Genomic DNA, 15,772 nt, shown 5'->3' with positions numbered 1-15,772 from the left:
GAAGAGAGGAGGACCGGCGACATGGCGGTTCCGGAAGCTGTGCCCGAGTCGAACGGAACAGCGGGTGTCGAGGTCACCCGTATGTCGTTCGACGAATTCCTGGCCGTGGGCCCACGGGGGCTGTACAGGGCCGACCGTCCCGTGGTGATCAAGCTGCCGGCCGACGTACAGGGACTCGGACGGGACGAAGTGGCCGCGCGCCTGGCCGAGATGACCGTCACCCTGTTCACCGAGCCGGGCGACAAGAACCACCCGGGGCGCTGGGAGACACGGGACATCAAGCTCCGCGAGTTCTTCGCGGACGAGCAACACCTGACCAGCACGGACACCTGGCACCGGGTGGTGTCGAACATCCGCAGCAGCCCGGCCGACGTGAACGCCGTCATCGGCTTCGACGCCGAGGAGTTCTTCGGATACGGCGACAGCCTGTACGCGGCCAACCTGTGGATCAGCCACCGCGGCGTTTTCACCAAGAACCACTTCGACGAGTTCGAGAACTTCAACATCGCGCTGGAGGGCCGCAAGCGGTTCATCATCGCCCCACCCGGCGTTCGGGCCTACTACCCGAGGTCGGTACTGCGCGGGTACGGCGACAAGTCCAACGTGGTCGACCTCGACGACGTCGACCTGGCGCGCTACCCGAGGCTCGCGGCCAAGCTCGCCGAGCGCCGCGACTTCGTCCTCGAACCGGGCCACATGCTCTACCTGCCGCTCGGCTGGTGGCACCAGGCCGAGTCGCTGGGCGAGATGAACATCAACGTCAACTTCTGGCTCAAGTCCAAGAAGATCCTCCACCGGCCGCACGTGCTCGGCGTCGCCCTGTACACGTACGCCTACCGGAGGCTCAAGGGCGTCTACAGCTACAAGCCCACCGAGGGGAACTCCCGATGAGCGAGCGCAGGACCATCACCCCCACCCACCGGTACCGCAACAACGACAAACTCATCGGGATCGGCAACACCTTCTGGAACAAGTCCTACGAGAACGGGGTCGCGGGCATCGTCGGCGACCTGGAGGACGGCGTGTTCCACATGCCCGACGGGCATGAATTCGTCAACTTCACCGTGTGCTCCTACCTTGACCTGGACACCCACCCCAAGGTCATCGACGGTGCGGTCGCCTCGCTGCGCCGCTTCGGGGTGCTCGACCACTGCATACCGCGCACCCGCGTCCAGACACGGGTGCTGCTGGAGCTGGAGGAGTCGCTGGGCGAGCTGTTCGGCGCGATGGTGATCAGCGCGATCTCCACCGCGGCGGCCAGCACCGGTCTGCTTCCGATGATCGCGTCGGGGCACCTCGGCAACGGCACCAGACCGCTGATGGTCTTCGACAGGAACGCCCATGTCTCGCTGGGCAACGCCAAGCCGAGCTGCGCCGACGAGAGCGAGGTCGTGACCTGCGGCCACCACGACCTCGACTTCATCGAGGACATGTGCCGCACCTACGAACGCGTCTGCTACGTGGTGGACGGCTCGGACAGCCTCGGCGGGTACGCGCCCGTCGAGGAGCTGGCCGAACTCCAGGAGAAGTACAACCTCCTGGTCTTCTACGACGACTCGCACTCGCTGTCCGCGTACGGCGAGCGCGGCATCGGCTACGTACGCACCCACTCCCCGGTGCTCGACGAGCGGACCATCACCGTGGCGACCCTGACCAAGGGGTTCGGAGCCGGAGGCACGGCGATCCTGCTCGACGGCTACCCCGAGGAGACGCGCCGGCTCATCGAACGGTTCGCGGGTCCGCTGGGCTACTCGCAGAAGACGAACGCCGCCGCGGTCGGCGCCGCGCTCGCCTCGGCCGAGATCCACCGCACCGAGGAACTCACCCGGCTCCAGGAGCGTCTGCGGTCCAACATCGCGCTGTTCGACTCGCTCGTCCTGACCGAGCAGGCCGAGGCCACCTACCCGATCCGGGTGGTGCCCATGAGTGACGACACGGTCGTCGAGGCGGCCAAACAGGTCTTCGCGGCCGGGTTCTACACCTCGCCGGTGTTCTTCCCGATCGTCGCACGCGGTACCGCCGGACTGCGGGTGATGCTGCGGGCCGGCCAGAGCGCGGACCAGATCAAGCGGCTCTGCACCGCGTTGGTCGAGGCCGGGGCGCGTCCGGCGGGAACGCTCCCCGGGGTGGTGAACCGGTGACCGGGGCGCCCAGGGCGATTCCGCGCAGCATCCTGTACACGCCCGCCCTGTCGCCGGACAAGGTGGTGAAAGCCTGGTCGTACGACGCGGACGTCCACCTGATCGACCTGGAGGACTCCGTACCGCCCGCCGGCAAGCAGGCCGCCCGCACGGTCTGCCGGGCCGCGCTGGAGAAGACGCCGAGGCCGGGACAGGTCGCCGTGCGGATGAACGAGCTCGGCAGCCTCGCCGGGGTCCAGGACGTCCTGATGCTGGCCGACAGCCCGGTGCGCCCCGGCATCGTCCTGATGACGATGGTGACCTCGGCGGACGAGGTCGACCTGCTGCGCCGGATGCTGGCGTCGGCGGGAGCGTCCCCCGAGATCTACGTGACGGTGGAGACGGTCGAGGCGGTCACCCGCATCGACCCCATCGCGCGCTCCGCCGACGGCCTGGTGCTCGGCTCGGCCGACCTGGCCGCCACCCTCGGTGTCGACATCAGCTGGGAGGCCATGCTGGCCGCCCGGCAGGCGATGGCGATGGCCTGCGCCCGGTACGGCACGGCGTGCGTCGACACCGCCAACTACCGGCTCGCCGAACCGGCGGTCCTCACCGAGGAGACCACCCGGGCGCGGGCGCTCGGCTTCCACGGCAAGGCGACGGTCCACCCGGGCGAAATCGACGTGATCAACCGCCTCCTGCGGCCCCGGCCCGACGAGCTGGGACAGGCCCGCCGCGTGGTGGAGGCCGTGACGGCGGCCGACGGCGGGATCGCCGTCCTGGAGGGCAACATGGTAGGCCCGCCGTTCGCCCGGCTGGCCCGCACCACCGTGGCGCGCGAGGACGCCTGGACGAGCCGGTTCGGCCGCGCCGGAGGAACCGCGTGAGCGCGCCCGTGATGGTCCGGGCCGCCGACATGGCCGGAACCCGGCGGATGGTCCGCGTGGTCGACGTGCTCGGCGAGATGTTCGTCGACCTGGCCGCGGGCCGCACCCGCTCCCCGGCGCGCACGGTGCTCGAGCACGGCGACCGGCGCGTCCTCCTGGTCAGCCCCGCCGTCTGGGAGCAGCGCGCGGTGGGCAGCGTCAAGGTCACCACGCTCACCCCCGACAACCCGGTACGCGGACTGCCGCTGATCCACGGGATCGTCGCGCTCACCGACCTGGAGACCGGGCAGATCACCGCGCTCCTGGACGGCGCCGAACTCACCGCCGTCCGCACCGGCGCCGTCGCCGCACTGGCGACCCGCTGGTGCACGCCCGACGACGCCGACGACCTGGGGGTGATCGGCGCGGGGGTCCAGGCGCGCGCCCTCTTCCGGGCGGTGACGGCGGTCCGCCCGATCCGTACCGTCCGCGTCCACTCGCGCACCCGCGCCGGGGCCGAGAGGTTCGCCGACTGGATCCGCGACACCGCCCCACGGCCCGTCCGCGTGATGGTCTGCGACACCGCGAGGGACGCCGTCACCGACGCGGCGATCATCTGCACGGCCACCTCGACCGACGACGGCACCCCCGTGGTGGAGGCGCACTGGGTGACCCCCGGGGCGCATGTGAACGTGATCGGCGGAACCCACCCGGACGCCGTCGAGCTCGCCCCCGCCCTGCTGGCCGACGCCGTGACCGTCGTCGAGGACCGGGCCGCGGCGCTGGACGGCGCGGGTGAGGTCCGGGCCGCCCTGGCCGACGGCCTGATCAAGGCCGAGGACCTGTACGAACTGGGCAGCCTGGTGAGTGGCCAGGTCGACGTGACCGGCCGGACCACGGTCCTGCGCACGGTCGGCATGGCCATCGAGGACACCGCCGCCGCGGTGGCGCTGTTCGAGGAGCACCGTCCGGCCGAGCAGGGAGCCGGCGACCCGACCGCCGTTTCGCCGACAGAGGAGGGAGCGCCCGATGGACACGCATGAGGACCTCGGTCCGGGACAGGGGCACCCGTGGTTCGGCCGCCACCGGCTGAGGCCCGCCGCGCCGGCGGACACGATCCGCCGGATGCTGCGGCACGAGCTGCGGGACACCGGCTGGCCGTACCAGAAGGTCCTTCCCGCGGCGCCGTTGGCGATCCCGCGCGCGGCCTACGCCGAGATCTTCCGGGCGAGCGTCGCGCTGGTCGACCTGTTGCGCCGCGCCGCCCTGGAGAGCGGGCACACCACCGCCGACCGGCTGGCGGCCTACGAGATGCCCGCGACCGAGGACCGGCTGTGGATGCGCGACCCGTTCGTCGAGGAGCGGTACGCCGACTCCGTGGTCCGCCCCGATCTGGTCATCGGGCCCGATGGACCGCGGTTCCTGGAGTTCAACGTCAGCGGTGCGCTCGGTGGCGTGGTGGAGACCCAGAGCCGTCTGGCGGTGTGGCGCCGACTGCACGCCGACGAGGAGGGCCGGGCCCCGTTCCGGTCGCCGAGCCCCTTCGCCGTACGCGCCGAGATGTTCCGGTCGCTCAGCGCGGAGTCGGCGGTGGCACCGAGGGTGGCCGTCGTCGGCAGCGCCCGGGTGACCGGCGTGGAGCGGCGGTACTTCGAGATGGAGGCCGACCACTACAACAGCCACGGGCTGACCGCACGCTTCTTCGAGCCGGAGGAGCTGTCGGAGGCGTGGGACTGCGCCCCGCATCTGCGCTATCCGGTCGGACTGCGCAACTTCACCATTCCGGACTGGCTCGACGCGGGCCTCGACACCGCACCGGTCCAGGACGCCCTGGACCACGGCTGCCTGCTGGTGGGCACCCAGACCTCGACCTTCCTGCACAGCAAGCTCACCATGGGACTGCTGTCGGAGGGGCGGCCCTGGATGACCGAGGGAGACCGCCGGCTCATCGAGCGGTACCTGCCGTGGACACGGATCCTCTCGGAGCGCAGGACCGACCGCGAGGGCCGGCAGGTCGACCTGCTGCCGTTCGTGCTGAAGAACCGCGAGCTGCTGGTGCTCAAGGCCGCTCTCGGGGAGAGCGGGCAACAGGTGATCATCGGTCGCGAGGCCGATCAGGCCGCCTGGGAGTCGGCTGTCGGCGAGGCCGTCGAGGGCCGCACCAGCGTGGTGCAGGAGTTCGTGCGGCCACAGACCTGCCGGGTCGCGCTGATCGCCGACGGGACCGACGAGCCGTACGACGCCGATGTCGCCCCGGTGCTGGGGCCCCTGATATTCGGCGGCCGGCCGGCCGGGCTGTTCTGCCGGTTCTTCGGCGACGGTTCCGCCGGGATCGTCAGCGTCCGGGGCGGAACGAGCAGCTCCGACAACGTGATGGTGGCGATCTGACGGCAGCACCCCCGCACGCCCTGCCCCGCGTACCGGCGCGCCCGTCCGCGCCGCCCCTGATCGAGTGACGTCACCGGAGAGATGCCGCATGACCCTGCGCCACGTCAAGGACAACGAGTACGTCGAGGAACACGGCGGGGACTTCGAGGACTTCGAGCCGGGCATGGTGATCCGGCACTGGCCGGGCCGTACCCTCTCCGAGGCCGACAACACCTGGCTGACCCTCCTGACGATGAACCAGCACCCGCTCCACTTCGACCAGCACTACGGCGCCGGCGCCGAGTACGGACGGGTCCTGGTGAACAGCGGCATCACGCTGTGCCTGGTCGGCGGGATGACCGTGCAGGCGCTGTCGGCGCGGGCGGTGGCCAACCTGGGCTGGGACAAGGTCCGGTTGAAGAGCCCCGTCTTCGTCGGCGACACCCTCTACGCGACGAGCCGCATCCTCGACAAACGGCTGTCCCGGTCCCGGCCGGGGCAGGGCATCATCACGGTGGAGACGACCGGTACGAAGTCGACGGGAGAGACCGTCATCGTCTTCGAGCGGTCCTTCATGGTCCGCTGCCGTGAGCTGCCCGACCGGCCCGAGGGCCGAGGACCCGCAGACGCGACCGCCACGGACGAGGGCGGCCCGTCCGCGTAGCGCACGGAGCCACCGGCCCCGTGGGTATCGACCCGTGTCCGCTCGGTCCATGGGCTTCCGTCTGCCCGGCCGCCCATGAACTGCGCCCCGCGCACCCCACGGCTACGCTCGAACAATGGAAGACAGCGGAGCCGGCTCCGGGCCGCCGCCGAACGGCGCCGACGCCCAGGACCCCTCGGTACGGGCCCGGCTCGTCGCCCTGGTGGAGGAATGGTCCGCCGCCATCGTCGCGAACGACGTGGCGCGGATGACGACCTTCATGGCGGACGAGTGGGTCATCGTCTCCGAGTCCGGCATCACGGACCGTGACGCGTTCCTCGGCTACGTCGCGTCCGGCGACCTGACCCACTCGGCGATGCGAACCGTCAGCCCGTCGAGGGTCCGCGTCCACCAGGACACCGCCACGGTCACCGCGCGGATGACGAACACCGCCCACTACGGTGGCCGCCGCTTCGACGCCGACGAATGGGTCACGGACGTCTTCGTCCGGCGCGAGCGCCGCTGGCTGTGCGTGCTCACCCACATCACCTCCGCCGCCCCGACGGACCCCCCGCCCGAAGCATGAGCCGGACACCCGGCTCCGCCCACCGTGGGAGACGCCTCGGCTACCCGGCCGCGGCGGCCGTCTTCGCCATCGGCATGGCGGGCACCACGCTGCCCACCCCGCTCTACGGCCTCTACCGGGAACGGCTCGGCTTCTCCGAGCTGATGGTGACGGTGGTGTTCGCCGTCTACGCCCTGGGCGTGATCGCCACCCTGCTGCTCGCCGGGAACGTCTCCGACGAGGCCGGGCGCCGGCCGGTCCTCCTGGCCGCCCTGGGCTTCTCGGCGGCCAGCGCCTTCTGCTTCCTCTTCGAGGGCGGGCTTCCCGCCCTGTTCGCCGGACGACTCCTCTCCGGGTTCGCCGCCGGACTGCTGAGCGGCGCGGCGACCGTCACCGTGATGGAACTGGCCCCGCCGGGGCGCGCGGCGCGGGCGGGACTGGCCGCGACCGCCGCCAACATGGGCGGCCTGGGGTGCGGCCCGCTGCTGTCCGGGCTGCTCGCCGAGTACGCCCCCTGGCCCCTGCGGCTCCCCTTCGTCGTACACCTGGCGCTGATCGCCGTGGCCGCCGTGCTGGCCTGGCTCCTGCCCGAGACGGTCGCCTCCTCCCGGGTACGGGGACTGCGGCCGCGCCCTCGGGGACTGGCCGTCCCGCCCGCGATGCGCGGCGTGTTCGCCACCTCGGCGCTGGCCGCCTTCGCCGGATTCTCCCTGCTGGGCCTCTTCACGGCGGTCGCCCCCGCGTTCCTGTCCGAGACGCTCGACGTGCACAACCTGGCCCTGGCGGGACTCGTCGTCTTCTCCGTCTTCCTCGCCTCGACGGCCGGGCAGGCGCTCATGGGACGGGTCGGGGAACGGCGTGCCCTGCCGGGCGGCTGCTTCGTGCTGGTCGCCGGACTCCTGCTGGTGGGCGCCTCGTTGCTGTTCGCCTCGCTTCCCCTGCTCGTCGCCGGTGCGCTGTGCGGCGGCCTCGGCCAGGGGCTGGCGTTCCGGGGCGCGGTGACGGCGATCAGCGTCGCCGCGCCGGCCGAGCACCGGGCCGCGACCGTGTCCGCCTTCTTCGTCATCGCCTACCTGGGCATCTCCCTGCCCGTGGTCGGCGTCGGCGCCCTCACCCTGGGGATCGGGCTCAGGAACGCCGGGCTGACCTTCGCCGGCTGTGTGCTGGCGCTCGCCCTGGGCGTCGGGCTGTACCTGGCGCGGCGGCCTACCGCACCCCGTTGACGTAGCAGGGGGGCCTCGGCGACGTCCCGGAAAAGCCTTTCCGTACCCGCGGATCACGGTGCGAGACTGGCCCCGTGGACACAGCGACGCGCTTCCGGCAGACGGTCATCTCCTGGGCCGCGGGAGACATGGACACGCCCGCGCCCGCCGAGGCCGGGGCCGCCCGTGAGCTGGCGGCCGACCTGAGCCTGCGCACCGTGGTGCTCGTCGAGGGCGTCAGCGACCGGGCGGCGGTCGAGGCCCTCGCCGAACGGCAGGGGCGCGGCCTGAGCGCCGAGGGCGTCGTCATCGTGCCGCTCGGGGGCGCCACCAGCATCACCCGCTACCTGCGCCTGCTGGGACCCGACGGGCTCGACGTCCGGCCCGCGGGCCTGTGCGACGCGGCGGAGCAGCGCTTCTTCCGCCAGGGCCTGGAGCGGACCGGCTTCGGCACCGCCCCGACCGCCGACGACCTGGAGGCGCTGGGCTTCTTCACCTGCCATGCCGACCTGGAGGACGAACTGATCCGGGCGCTCGGCACGGACGGCGTCCAGCAGGTCATCGACGACCAGGGAGACCTGCGCACCTTCCGGATCTTCCAACGGCAGCCCGCCCAGCGGGAGCGGACGGTCGAGGCGCAGTTGCGGCGTTTCATGGGGACCATCGGCGGCCGCAAGGAGCACTATGCGCGAGCGCTGACCCAAGCGCTGGACCTCGCGCGGCTGCCGGGACCGCTGGACGGCCTTCTCTCCCACGTCTGACGGAGGGCGCTGCCGGCAACGCTCCCCGGGGAAACGCCGGAGCCGCGCGGTCGACGACCGCGCGGCTCCAGAACTGGGACAGCTCCGCGCTCACCCCTCGCGCCGCGACCGCCAGAGCAGCCAGATGAAGTACGGGGCGCCGATCACGGCCGTCAGCAGGCCGACCGGGATCTGCGCCGGGGCGATGATCGCCCGGCCGACCAGGTCCGACACGACCACCAGCAGCGCGCCGAGCAGCGCGCTCACCGGTATGACCCGCACATGACTCCGGCCCACCAGGGCACGTGCCGCGTGCGGGGCGACCAGGCCGACGAAGCCGATGACGCCGACCGCCGCCACGGCACCCGCCGTCAGGAGGACGGCCAGGCTCAGCAGCGCCAGCCGGGTCGCGCCGATCCGCACGCCGAGCAGGGCGGGCGTCTCGTCGTCCAGCCCGATCAGGTCCAGCTCGCGGCGCATCAACGCGAGGACGGGCAGTGCGAGGACCAGGCCCACCAGCACCGGGATCAGCTCGGGGAACGTCCGCCCGTACGTCGAACCGCCGAGCCAGGCCAGTGCCTTCGTCTCGTTGTACGGGTCGGTGAGCACGATCAGCAGACTCACGAACGCGCCCGCTCCGGCCTGCACGCCGATGCCGATCAGGACCAGGCGGTTCTGCTCCAGCCCGCGGCGTGCGGCGAGACCGAACACCAGCGCCGCGGCGGCCGTCGCACCGGCCAGCGCGGAGCCGCCGATCAGCCAGAAGCTCGCCAGCGGTACGACCGTGAGGACGGCGACCGCCCCGACCCCCGCACCGCTGACGACGCCGAGGACGCCCGGCTCCGCCAGCGGATTGCGCGACACCGCCTGGACGACGGCCCCCGCGACGGCCAGCGCCGCACCGGCCAGCAGGGCCGCGGCGACCCGGGGGACCCGCGTGTCGAGGACGTAACCGACGAACTGCCCCGCCCGGCCGGTGAGCCAGTTGCCCACATCGCCCAGGAGCAGCGTCGCGTCGCCGAAGAGCGTCGCCGCCACCACCGCTCCGAGAAGCCCCACGATCGTCGCCGCCAGCGTGAGGACGAACGCCCGCCGGCTGCGCAGCCGGGCGAACGCCGTCGAGCCGCTGTCCGTGCCCATGTCGCGCGACCGGTAGGCCAGGACGATCAGGACGAGCGCGCCGAAGCAGGTCGTGACGATGCCGGTGGGCACCTCGGCACCCGCCTGGGCGCCGAACACCGCGCGCAGCAGCACATCCGCGCCGAGCACGACCAGCACACCCGCGAGAGCCGACGCGGGGATGAACGCGTGGTGCCGGACCAGGCCCGGGATCCACGTGCTGAGCAGGCGGACCACGGCGGGCGCGCACAGCCCGACGAAGCCGACCGGCCCCGCGACCGCCACGGACACCGCCGCCAGCAGCACCGCGAGGATCACGGCCGCGCTGCGCGTCAGCCGGGGGCTCACCCCGACGACCGCCGCACCGTCGTCGCCCAGGGCCAGGATGTCCAGCCGCCGGCCCATCAGCATGAGCCCGGCGAACGCCACGAGCGCGACCGGGGCGAGCCGGTCGATGGACTGCATGCCGATCTGGGCGAGCGAACCGTTCCCCCAGGCGAACAGCCCGGTCGTCTGCTGGGAGCGCAGGAGCAGCAGCATCCCGCTCAGCCCGGACAGGGCGAGGGTGAGCGCCGATCCGGCCAGTACCAGCCGGATCGGTCCGGCCCCCGCCCGGGACAGGCCGAGGACGACGCCCGCCGCCAGCAGCCCGCCGAGGAACGCCGTGGCGCCGGCCGGCAGCGCGGGCAGCGTGATGCCGAACGCGGCGACGGCGACCACCGCGAGGTACGCGCCCGCGTTCACGGCGAGCGTGTCGGGGGAGGCCAGCATGTTACGCGACACCGACTGGAGGGCCGCGCCCGCCGCGCCGAGCGCGCAGCCCACGAGGAGCCCCGCGGCGAGCCGGGGCAGCCGGGAGTCCAGGACCACGGCGGCCGTCTGCTCGTCGGCACTCCGGTCGGAGGCGGCCCCGGTGGCCAACTGCCAGAGCGTGTGGAGATCGACGGCGGCGGTGCCCTGGCCCACGTGCACGATCGCGAGTGCGGCCAGCGCGACGATCCCCGCGACCGCGAGGAGGAACATCCGGCCGCGGCGGGCCGGCGGGCCGGCCGCCACCGGGGGCTCGACCCCGGCCGGACCGGCCGCGCCCGCCCCCGTCTTCACGGGGGCGGGCGGGGCGGTTGTGGTGCGTGTGCTCATCGTCAGGCGGTCAACGCGCCGACGAGGGCGTCGATGTACTCGCGCATCGACGCGGTGCCGCCGAACATCCAGATGCCGTCGGGCAGCCGGTGCACCTCGTCGTTCTTGACGAACGGCAGGGACTTCCACACCGCGTTGTCCTTGAGGCCGTCGGCGAACGGGTCGCCGCCGTCGGAGTCGTTGGCGATGTACGCGAACCGCGCGTCGCCGATCTTCGTGAGGCCCTCGACATCGGTCGCCGCCAGGCCGTAGGCCTTGTCGCCCTTCAGCGTCCACGGGTCGACGAGGCCGAGTTCGGTGTTCACGTCGGCGAGCAGCGAGCCCTTGACGTACGGGCGCACCGAGACCTGGTTGCCCTCCTGCCAGCCGTCGGCGAAGGCGACCTTCTCGCCGTCGAGACCGGCGTCCGCGAGCTTCTTCCTGCCGTCCGCGACCGCCTTGCGGAAGGATGCGACCTCGGACTCGGCCTTGTCCTCCTTGCCGGTGGCCTTGCCGATGAGCTCGACGGTGTCGACCATCTGGTCGATCTGCCGGTTCGCGTCGGCCGAGCGGACCACGGCTACCGGGGCGGCCTTGGACAGCTGCGCGATGGCGGAGTCGGACAGGTCGGTGGTGGCGACGATGAGGTCGGGCTTGAGGCTCGCGACGGTGGCGACGCTGGGCTCGCCCCGGGTGCCTATGTCCTTGACGCCCTTGGTGAGCGGCGCGGCGGTGTTGTACGCGGTGTAGCCCTTGACGTCGGCCACGCCGACCGGCTGGACGCCGAGGGTCACGAGCGACTCGACGACGTTCCACTCGGTGCCGACGACGCGCGTCGCCGGCCCGTCGAGCGTGATCTTCTTGCCGCGGGAGTCGGTGACCGTCACCGCGCTGTCCCCGGCGGACTCCTTCTTCGGCGCCTCGGTGGTGCCACAGGCCGTGAGGGCGAGCGCGGCCGCGGCGGCGAGGGCGGGCCACGTCAGGTGCTGGTTCTTCATGAGGGTGTTCAGGGCCTTTCGGAACGAAGGTGGTGGCGGCCGACCGCGCGGGTGCGCGGGATGCCGGTGGAGGAGTCGGGTTCGACGTCGATGCGGATGCCGTACGCGTCGCTGAGCCGCTCGGGGGCGTACACCTCCGCGGGCGTGCCCGCGGCGACGATCCGCCCGGACGAGAGGAGGACGACCTGGTCGGCCACGGCGGCGGCCTGGTCCAGGTCGTGCAGGACGACGCCGACGGTGACGCCGTGGGTGTCGGCGAGGTCGCGTACGAGGTCGAGGATCTCGACCTGGTAGCGCAGGTCGAGATAGGTGGTCGGCTCGTCGAGGAGGAGGACGTCGGTGTCCTGGGCCAGGCAGCAGGCGAACCAGACGCGTTGCAACTGCCCGCCGGACAGGCTCTCCACCCCGCGGTCGGCGAACTCGGTGAGGTTCGTGACGGCCAGCGCGTGCTCGACCATCCGGGCGCCGTCCGGATCGGTGCCCCGGAGCCGGCCCCGGTAGGGGTGACGGCCGAATCCGACCACGTCGCGCACGCTGAGGCCGGCCGGCGCGTTCCGGCTCTGCGCGAGCAGGGTGACACGGCGGGCGAAGTCGGCGCGCGACAGCGCCAGGGCGTCGACGGGCGCGGCGTCCTCGGCCCCGGCCGCCACGGTCACGCTGCCGGTACGGGCCTTGTGCAGCCGGGCCACGGCCCGCAACAGGGTGGACTTCCCACTGCCGTTCGGCCCGATGAGCGCGGTGACGCGACCACGCGGCAGCCTGAGGTCGGCCCCGTGCACGACGTCGGTACCGTCATACGCGATCGTCATGTCGCGGGCGTCGAGGCCGGCGTCGGGGGAAGCGGCCGGGCCGGGCTCGGCAGCGGTGGGCATGGCGGTGGCACCGGCAGCGGGCGCGGAGCGCCGACGTGGCGGTGGGTCTTCTCGGTCGAGGGCAGGAGCGATCACGACCGTGAGGTTAGCCTAACCTAAATTGCCCAGGTCAAGCGGGATTCGGAATCGTGTCCTCCGCGTGACCCGCGGGCGGTTCGCCGCGCGGTCGTCGGCGGTCGCCGCCGAGGAGGCGGTCGCGGGTCTCGCGAGGGGGTGATGCTCCGGGTGGCGGTACTTTCCGGCCGAAGCGGCGATGTGGCGCATCGGTGGATCTCTTTATGTTCGCAGGTCAGGCGGTAGTTCTGTGTTGAACCGCCGAAGTTCGTCCATATGCTGGACGGCTTGCGCGCGGCGTCTGAGCTGCCCGAATGACCATTCGGTCGGCTCGAGCGCCCGTCTGCGGCTGGAAGCTGGCCGTCGACGTGCGCTTACTTTCCGCATGCGTAAGACTCCTGACCGCAATCAGGCACACGGCCAAGGAGTCTTCACCCATGCGACCCAACCCGCAGGCAATCTTCGCAACCGTCACGGCGAGCACCCTTCTGCTCGCCGGACTCGCGACCGCCACCGCCCAGGCCGCACCGGCCAGGGCCGAGAGCCTCTACGCGCCCTCGGCCCTCGTCCTGACCGTGGCCCGCGGCGATGACGCGCTGACCGCCACCGTCGAGCGGGCCGTGACGCTCACCTGCGCCCCCACCGCCGGGGGGACGCACCCCACTCCCGCTGCGGCCTGCCAGGAACTGGCCGCGGCCCGGGGCGAGTTCTCCGAACTGACCGCCGGTCCCTCGAACCGGACCTGTACCCGCCAGTGGGACCCGCTCGTCGTGACCGCCCACGGCGTCTGGCAGGGGGAGCGGGTCCAGTTCAGCACCACCTACGGCAACGCCTGCGAGATGGCGGGCAGCATGAACGACAACGCCGTATTCGCCTTCTGACCCACCGGGGCCCGCCGACGCCGGGATGACGGAGCACGACTCCGTCCCGCCCGACCGCGTCCGGCGATCCGCCCCGCCCCGCGTGCCCCGCACACGCCCCGTTCGCGACGGCCGGGAGCCATGCGTCCGCACCGGCCGTTTCCGCCGCGGCCGGTAGCGACCCGCCCCGGTCGGTTCGTCACGGACCCGCCCGATTCCGGGCGGACCTCTCGCTAGCCGGAGGACTCCCGCGTCACCCGGGTCCCCGGATGGCGCAGCGAGATCAGGAAGGCCACGCCCAGGGCGATGGCCATCCCGTAGAACACCCACTGGTTCGCCTCGGCGAAGTCCATCCGGATCGCCGACATCGAGTCCCGTACGGTCTCGGCCACCGGTCCCGAGCCGGACGGTCCCCGGGAGTCCGCCTGGCCGGTCACCGACTGGGCGACGGACTCGGCGGCGTCCTGCGACGCACCGTCCGGCACGCCCTTGTCCCGCAGGGTCCCGCCCACCTCCGTGATCGTCCTGTGGGTCAGTACGGTGCCGAAGACGGCCAGTCCGATGCTGGCCGCGAAGTTGCGTACGGTCTGGGTGATGCCGGTGACCTCGCCGTAACTCGCGTCGATCGCCCGGTTCACGGCGTCGGTCGAGGCCGGCGCCAGCAGCAGCCCGATACCCGCGCCCGCCATCGCCGCGTACAGCCACTGGTCATGCATGGACAGCGTGGTCAACTTCCCGGCCCACAGGGCGAATCCGACCGCGCCGAGCGCCGTGCCGAGCTTCATCGCGGGGCGCGCGCCGCGCTTGTCGAGGATCCGGCCGCCCCACTGGGAGGCGAGCCCGAAGCCGATGAAGAAGTACAGGAGATACAGCGCCGCCTGGTTCGGCGACGCGCTCAGCGAGACCTGCGCGTACACGGAGGCGAAGAAGAACACCGGGACGAACGCCGTCATGGCGAAGAACAGCACGGCGTTGTCCACGCGGAACGCCAGGTCGCGGAAGACCCGCAGGTCGATCAACGGGAAACGCGTGCGCAGTTCGAACCGGCAGAAGGCCGCCAGCACCAGCAGACCGCCCGCGATGCACGCCCAGGTGGCGACGGAGTCCCAGCCCCAGGTCGACGCCTGTTGCAGCCCCAGCACCGTCAGCCCCATGCCGACGGCGACCAGCGCCGCCGGGCAGGTCGAGGGGCTCGCGGCGGGTCCGGTCCGGGATGCGGGCCAGTACCGCCAGCACGACGGCGACGACGGCTACGGGGACGTTGACCCAGAAGATCGCCCGCCAGGTCCACCCGGTGAGCCAGCCGCCGAGCAGCGGCCCGACCGCGGTGAGCGCCCCGGACACCCCGAAGAACAGGGCCAGGGCCCGGCCCCGCCGCTCCACCGGGAACACGGCGATGACCACGGCGAGCGCGGCCGGGAACATCAGGGCCGCGCCGATGCCCTGGACGGCGCGGAAGCCGATCAGCCAGGCCTGCGCGAAGTCCCCGGAGGGCACCGCGCCGCACAGGGCGGAGGCGATCACGAAGACCAGCGTGCCGATCAGCATCACGCGGCGGTGCCCGAAGAGGTCGGACAACCGCCCGCCCAGGGCGAAGAGCGCGGCCAGCGTCAGCAGGTAGGCGTTGACGACCCACTGCATCTGCGAGGAGGTGAGTCCGAGTTCGTCGATGATGTCCGGGGCCGCGATCGCCACGATGGTCTGGTCGATGAACGTCATCGACACGGCGAACAGCATGGCCGTGAGAGCGAGGCCCTGGTTCGGCGGGCCGCCCCGCCGGCCCCCTGTCGCCGGCTCCGGCGATCCAGGACGCGAACTGTCCCTTTCGGGGGTTTCTCTGCCCATGGATCCATGGTCGCCGGGCTGCCGCCGTGGTGCATCCCGAGCCGCGGGGGCGCCTCGCCGCGACGGCGGGCACGTCGTCGCGGGGCGTCGCGCGCTACTTGCCCGTCGCGGATCCGGTGTACGGCAGCAGGGCCATCTCGCGGGCGTTCTTGATGGCCGCGGCCACCTGCCGCTGCTGCTGGGCGCTGATCCGGGTGACCCGGCGGCTGCGGATCTTCCCGCGGTCGGAGATGAACCTCCGTAGCAGATCGGTTTCCTTGTAGTCGATGTACGTGATCTCCGCGGCGTCCAGGGGGTTCGGGCGGTTCTTGAGCGGCTTACGGGGGTCCTGCTGACGGGCCATGGGGCTTCCTCGTGCTCGGTGTGCCGTGGTCGGTGGTCGCGGGTCGCGGGTCGCGGGTC

General features: G+C 72.3%; 14 protein-coding genes and 1 pseudogene. 10 read left to right on the top strand and 5 right to left on the bottom strand.

Annotation, left to right across the window (positions count from 1 at the left end; translation table 11 throughout):
* Window positions 1-21: 21 nt before the first annotated feature.
* From ACIRJT_RS05535 to ACIRJT_RS05495, 9 genes are all read left to right on the top strand, one after another.
* On the top strand, window positions 22-891 hold the full coding sequence (locus ACIRJT_RS05535; RefSeq protein ID WP_403904878.1) for a cupin-like domain-containing protein: 870 nt from the start codon (window positions 22-24) through the stop codon (window positions 889-891).
* Complete coding sequence (locus ACIRJT_RS05530; protein ID WP_403904875.1) at window positions 888-2,141, top strand: aminotransferase class I/II-fold pyridoxal phosphate-dependent enzyme; 1,254 nt, start codon at window positions 888-890, stop codon at window positions 2,139-2,141. The genes ACIRJT_RS05535 and ACIRJT_RS05530 overlap by 4 nt, the downstream gene beginning before the upstream one ends.
* The gene (locus ACIRJT_RS05525) at window positions 2,138-3,007 is read left to right on the top strand and encodes an HpcH/HpaI aldolase/citrate lyase family protein (protein WP_403904874.1); all 870 of its coding nucleotides are present in this window, start codon (window positions 2,138-2,140) and stop codon (window positions 3,005-3,007) included. The genes ACIRJT_RS05530 and ACIRJT_RS05525 overlap by 4 nt, the downstream gene beginning before the upstream one ends.
* Window positions 3,004-4,029 (top strand): ornithine cyclodeaminase family protein, encoded by a 1,026-nt coding sequence (locus tag ACIRJT_RS05520; protein WP_403904872.1) that lies wholly within the window; start codon window positions 3,004-3,006, stop codon window positions 4,027-4,029. Before ACIRJT_RS05525 ends, ACIRJT_RS05520 begins: the two co-directional genes overlap by 4 nt.
* Window positions 4,016-5,374: a hypothetical protein gene (locus ACIRJT_RS05515; RefSeq protein ID WP_403904870.1), complete on the top strand. Its 1,359-nt coding sequence runs from the start codon at window positions 4,016-4,018 to the stop codon at window positions 5,372-5,374. The genes ACIRJT_RS05520 and ACIRJT_RS05515 overlap by 14 nt, the downstream gene beginning before the upstream one ends.
* Window positions 5,375-5,462: 88 nt before the next feature.
* Window positions 5,463-6,017, top strand: coding sequence for a MaoC family dehydratase (locus tag ACIRJT_RS05510; protein ID WP_403904868.1), 555 nt, complete (start codon window positions 5,463-5,465; stop codon window positions 6,015-6,017).
* Between the two features lie 115 nt (window positions 6,018-6,132).
* Window positions 6,133-6,582, top strand: a complete 450-nt coding sequence (locus tag ACIRJT_RS05505) for a nuclear transport factor 2 family protein (RefSeq protein ID WP_403904866.1) — start codon at window positions 6,133-6,135, stop codon at window positions 6,580-6,582.
* Complete coding sequence (locus ACIRJT_RS05500) at window positions 6,579-7,784, top strand: MFS transporter (RefSeq protein ID WP_403904864.1); 1,206 nt, start codon at window positions 6,579-6,581, stop codon at window positions 7,782-7,784. The genes ACIRJT_RS05505 and ACIRJT_RS05500 overlap by 4 nt, the downstream gene beginning before the upstream one ends.
* 74 nt (window positions 7,785-7,858) lie before the next feature.
* Window positions 7,859-8,524, top strand: coding sequence for a TOPRIM nucleotidyl transferase/hydrolase domain-containing protein (locus ACIRJT_RS05495; protein ID WP_403904862.1), 666 nt, complete (start codon window positions 7,859-7,861; stop codon window positions 8,522-8,524).
* Window positions 8,525-8,614: 90 nt separating this feature from the next.
* Here the strand turns inward: ACIRJT_RS05495 and ACIRJT_RS05490 are convergent, their stop codons facing one another.
* Genes ACIRJT_RS05490 through ACIRJT_RS05480 form a run of 3 tightly spaced genes read right to left on the bottom strand, consistent with a single transcriptional unit; the run spans window position 8,615 to window position 12,548 of the window.
* The gene (locus tag ACIRJT_RS05490) at window positions 8,615-10,762 is read right to left on the bottom strand and encodes an iron ABC transporter permease (RefSeq protein WP_403904859.1); all 2,148 of its coding nucleotides are present in this window, start codon (window positions 10,760-10,762) and stop codon (window positions 8,615-8,617) included.
* Window positions 10,763-10,764: 2 nt separating this feature from the next.
* Window positions 10,765-11,739 (bottom strand): iron-siderophore ABC transporter substrate-binding protein, encoded by a 975-nt coding sequence (locus ACIRJT_RS05485; RefSeq protein ID WP_403904857.1) that lies wholly within the window; start codon window positions 11,737-11,739, stop codon window positions 10,765-10,767.
* Window positions 11,740-11,747: 8 nt separating this feature from the next.
* Window positions 11,748-12,548 carry an ABC transporter ATP-binding protein gene (locus tag ACIRJT_RS05480; protein WP_403905462.1) on the bottom strand — a complete coding sequence of 267 codons (801 nt, stop codon included), beginning with the start codon at window positions 12,546-12,548 and terminating at the stop codon, window positions 11,748-11,750.
* Between the two features lie 554 nt (window positions 12,549-13,102).
* Here ACIRJT_RS05480 and ACIRJT_RS05475 point away from each other — a divergent pair.
* Window positions 13,103-13,546, top strand: a complete 444-nt coding sequence (locus tag ACIRJT_RS05475; protein ID WP_403904854.1) for a subtilase-type protease inhibitor — start codon at window positions 13,103-13,105, stop codon at window positions 13,544-13,546.
* A gap of 212 nt (window positions 13,547-13,758) precedes the next feature.
* On the opposite strand, the pseudogene ACIRJT_RS05470 reads toward ACIRJT_RS05475, so the two are convergent.
* Both ACIRJT_RS05470 and rpsR read right to left on the bottom strand, forming a co-directional pair.
* A pseudogene (locus ACIRJT_RS05470) lies at window positions 13,759-15,370 on the bottom strand (MFS transporter).
* A gap of 94 nt (window positions 15,371-15,464) precedes the next feature.
* Window positions 15,465-15,713 carry a 30S ribosomal protein S18 gene (gene rpsR, locus ACIRJT_RS05465; protein ID WP_403904852.1) on the bottom strand — a complete coding sequence of 83 codons (249 nt, stop codon included), beginning with the start codon at window positions 15,711-15,713 and terminating at the stop codon, window positions 15,465-15,467.
* Window positions 15,714-15,772: the final 59 nt, after the last annotated feature.

The organism is Streptomyces sp. NPDC102283 (genome assembly GCF_044766265.1).
In the GTDB taxonomy this organism is placed as follows: domain Bacteria; phylum Actinomycetota; class Actinomycetes; order Streptomycetales; family Streptomycetaceae; genus Streptomyces.
Note: the sequence above shows the minus strand (reverse complement) of the source record. Positions and strands in the feature narration are given on the sequence as shown.

Coding starts and splice junctions, on each gene's coding strand:
- ACIRJT_RS05535 (WP_403904878.1), top strand. CDS start 22: ATGGCGGTTCCGGAAGCTGTGCCCGAGTCGAACGGAACAGCGGGTGTC.
- ACIRJT_RS05530 (WP_403904875.1), top strand. CDS start 888: ATGAGCGAGCGCAGGACCATCACCCCCACCCACCGGTACCGCAACAAC.
- ACIRJT_RS05515 (WP_403904870.1), top strand. CDS start 4,016: ATGGACACGCATGAGGACCTCGGTCCGGGACAGGGGCACCCGTGGTTC.
- ACIRJT_RS05510 (WP_403904868.1), top strand. CDS start 5,463: ATGACCCTGCGCCACGTCAAGGACAACGAGTACGTCGAGGAACACGGC.
- ACIRJT_RS05505 (WP_403904866.1), top strand. CDS start 6,133: ATGGAAGACAGCGGAGCCGGCTCCGGGCCGCCGCCGAACGGCGCCGAC.
- ACIRJT_RS05500 (WP_403904864.1), top strand. CDS start 6,579: ATGAGCCGGACACCCGGCTCCGCCCACCGTGGGAGACGCCTCGGCTAC.
- ACIRJT_RS05490 (WP_403904859.1), bottom strand. CDS start 10,762: ATGAGCACACGCACCACAACCGCCCCGCCCGCCCCCGTGAAGACGGGG.
- ACIRJT_RS05485 (WP_403904857.1), bottom strand. CDS start 11,739: ATGAAGAACCAGCACCTGACGTGGCCCGCCCTCGCCGCCGCGGCCGCG.
- ACIRJT_RS05480 (WP_403905462.1), bottom strand. CDS start 12,548: ATGACGATCGCGTATGACGGTACCGACGTCGTGCACGGGGCCGACCTC.
- ACIRJT_RS05475 (WP_403904854.1), top strand. CDS start 13,103: ATGCGACCCAACCCGCAGGCAATCTTCGCAACCGTCACGGCGAGCACC.
- rpsR (WP_403904852.1), bottom strand. CDS start 15,713: ATGGCCCGTCAGCAGGACCCCCGTAAGCCGCTCAAGAACCGCCCGAAC.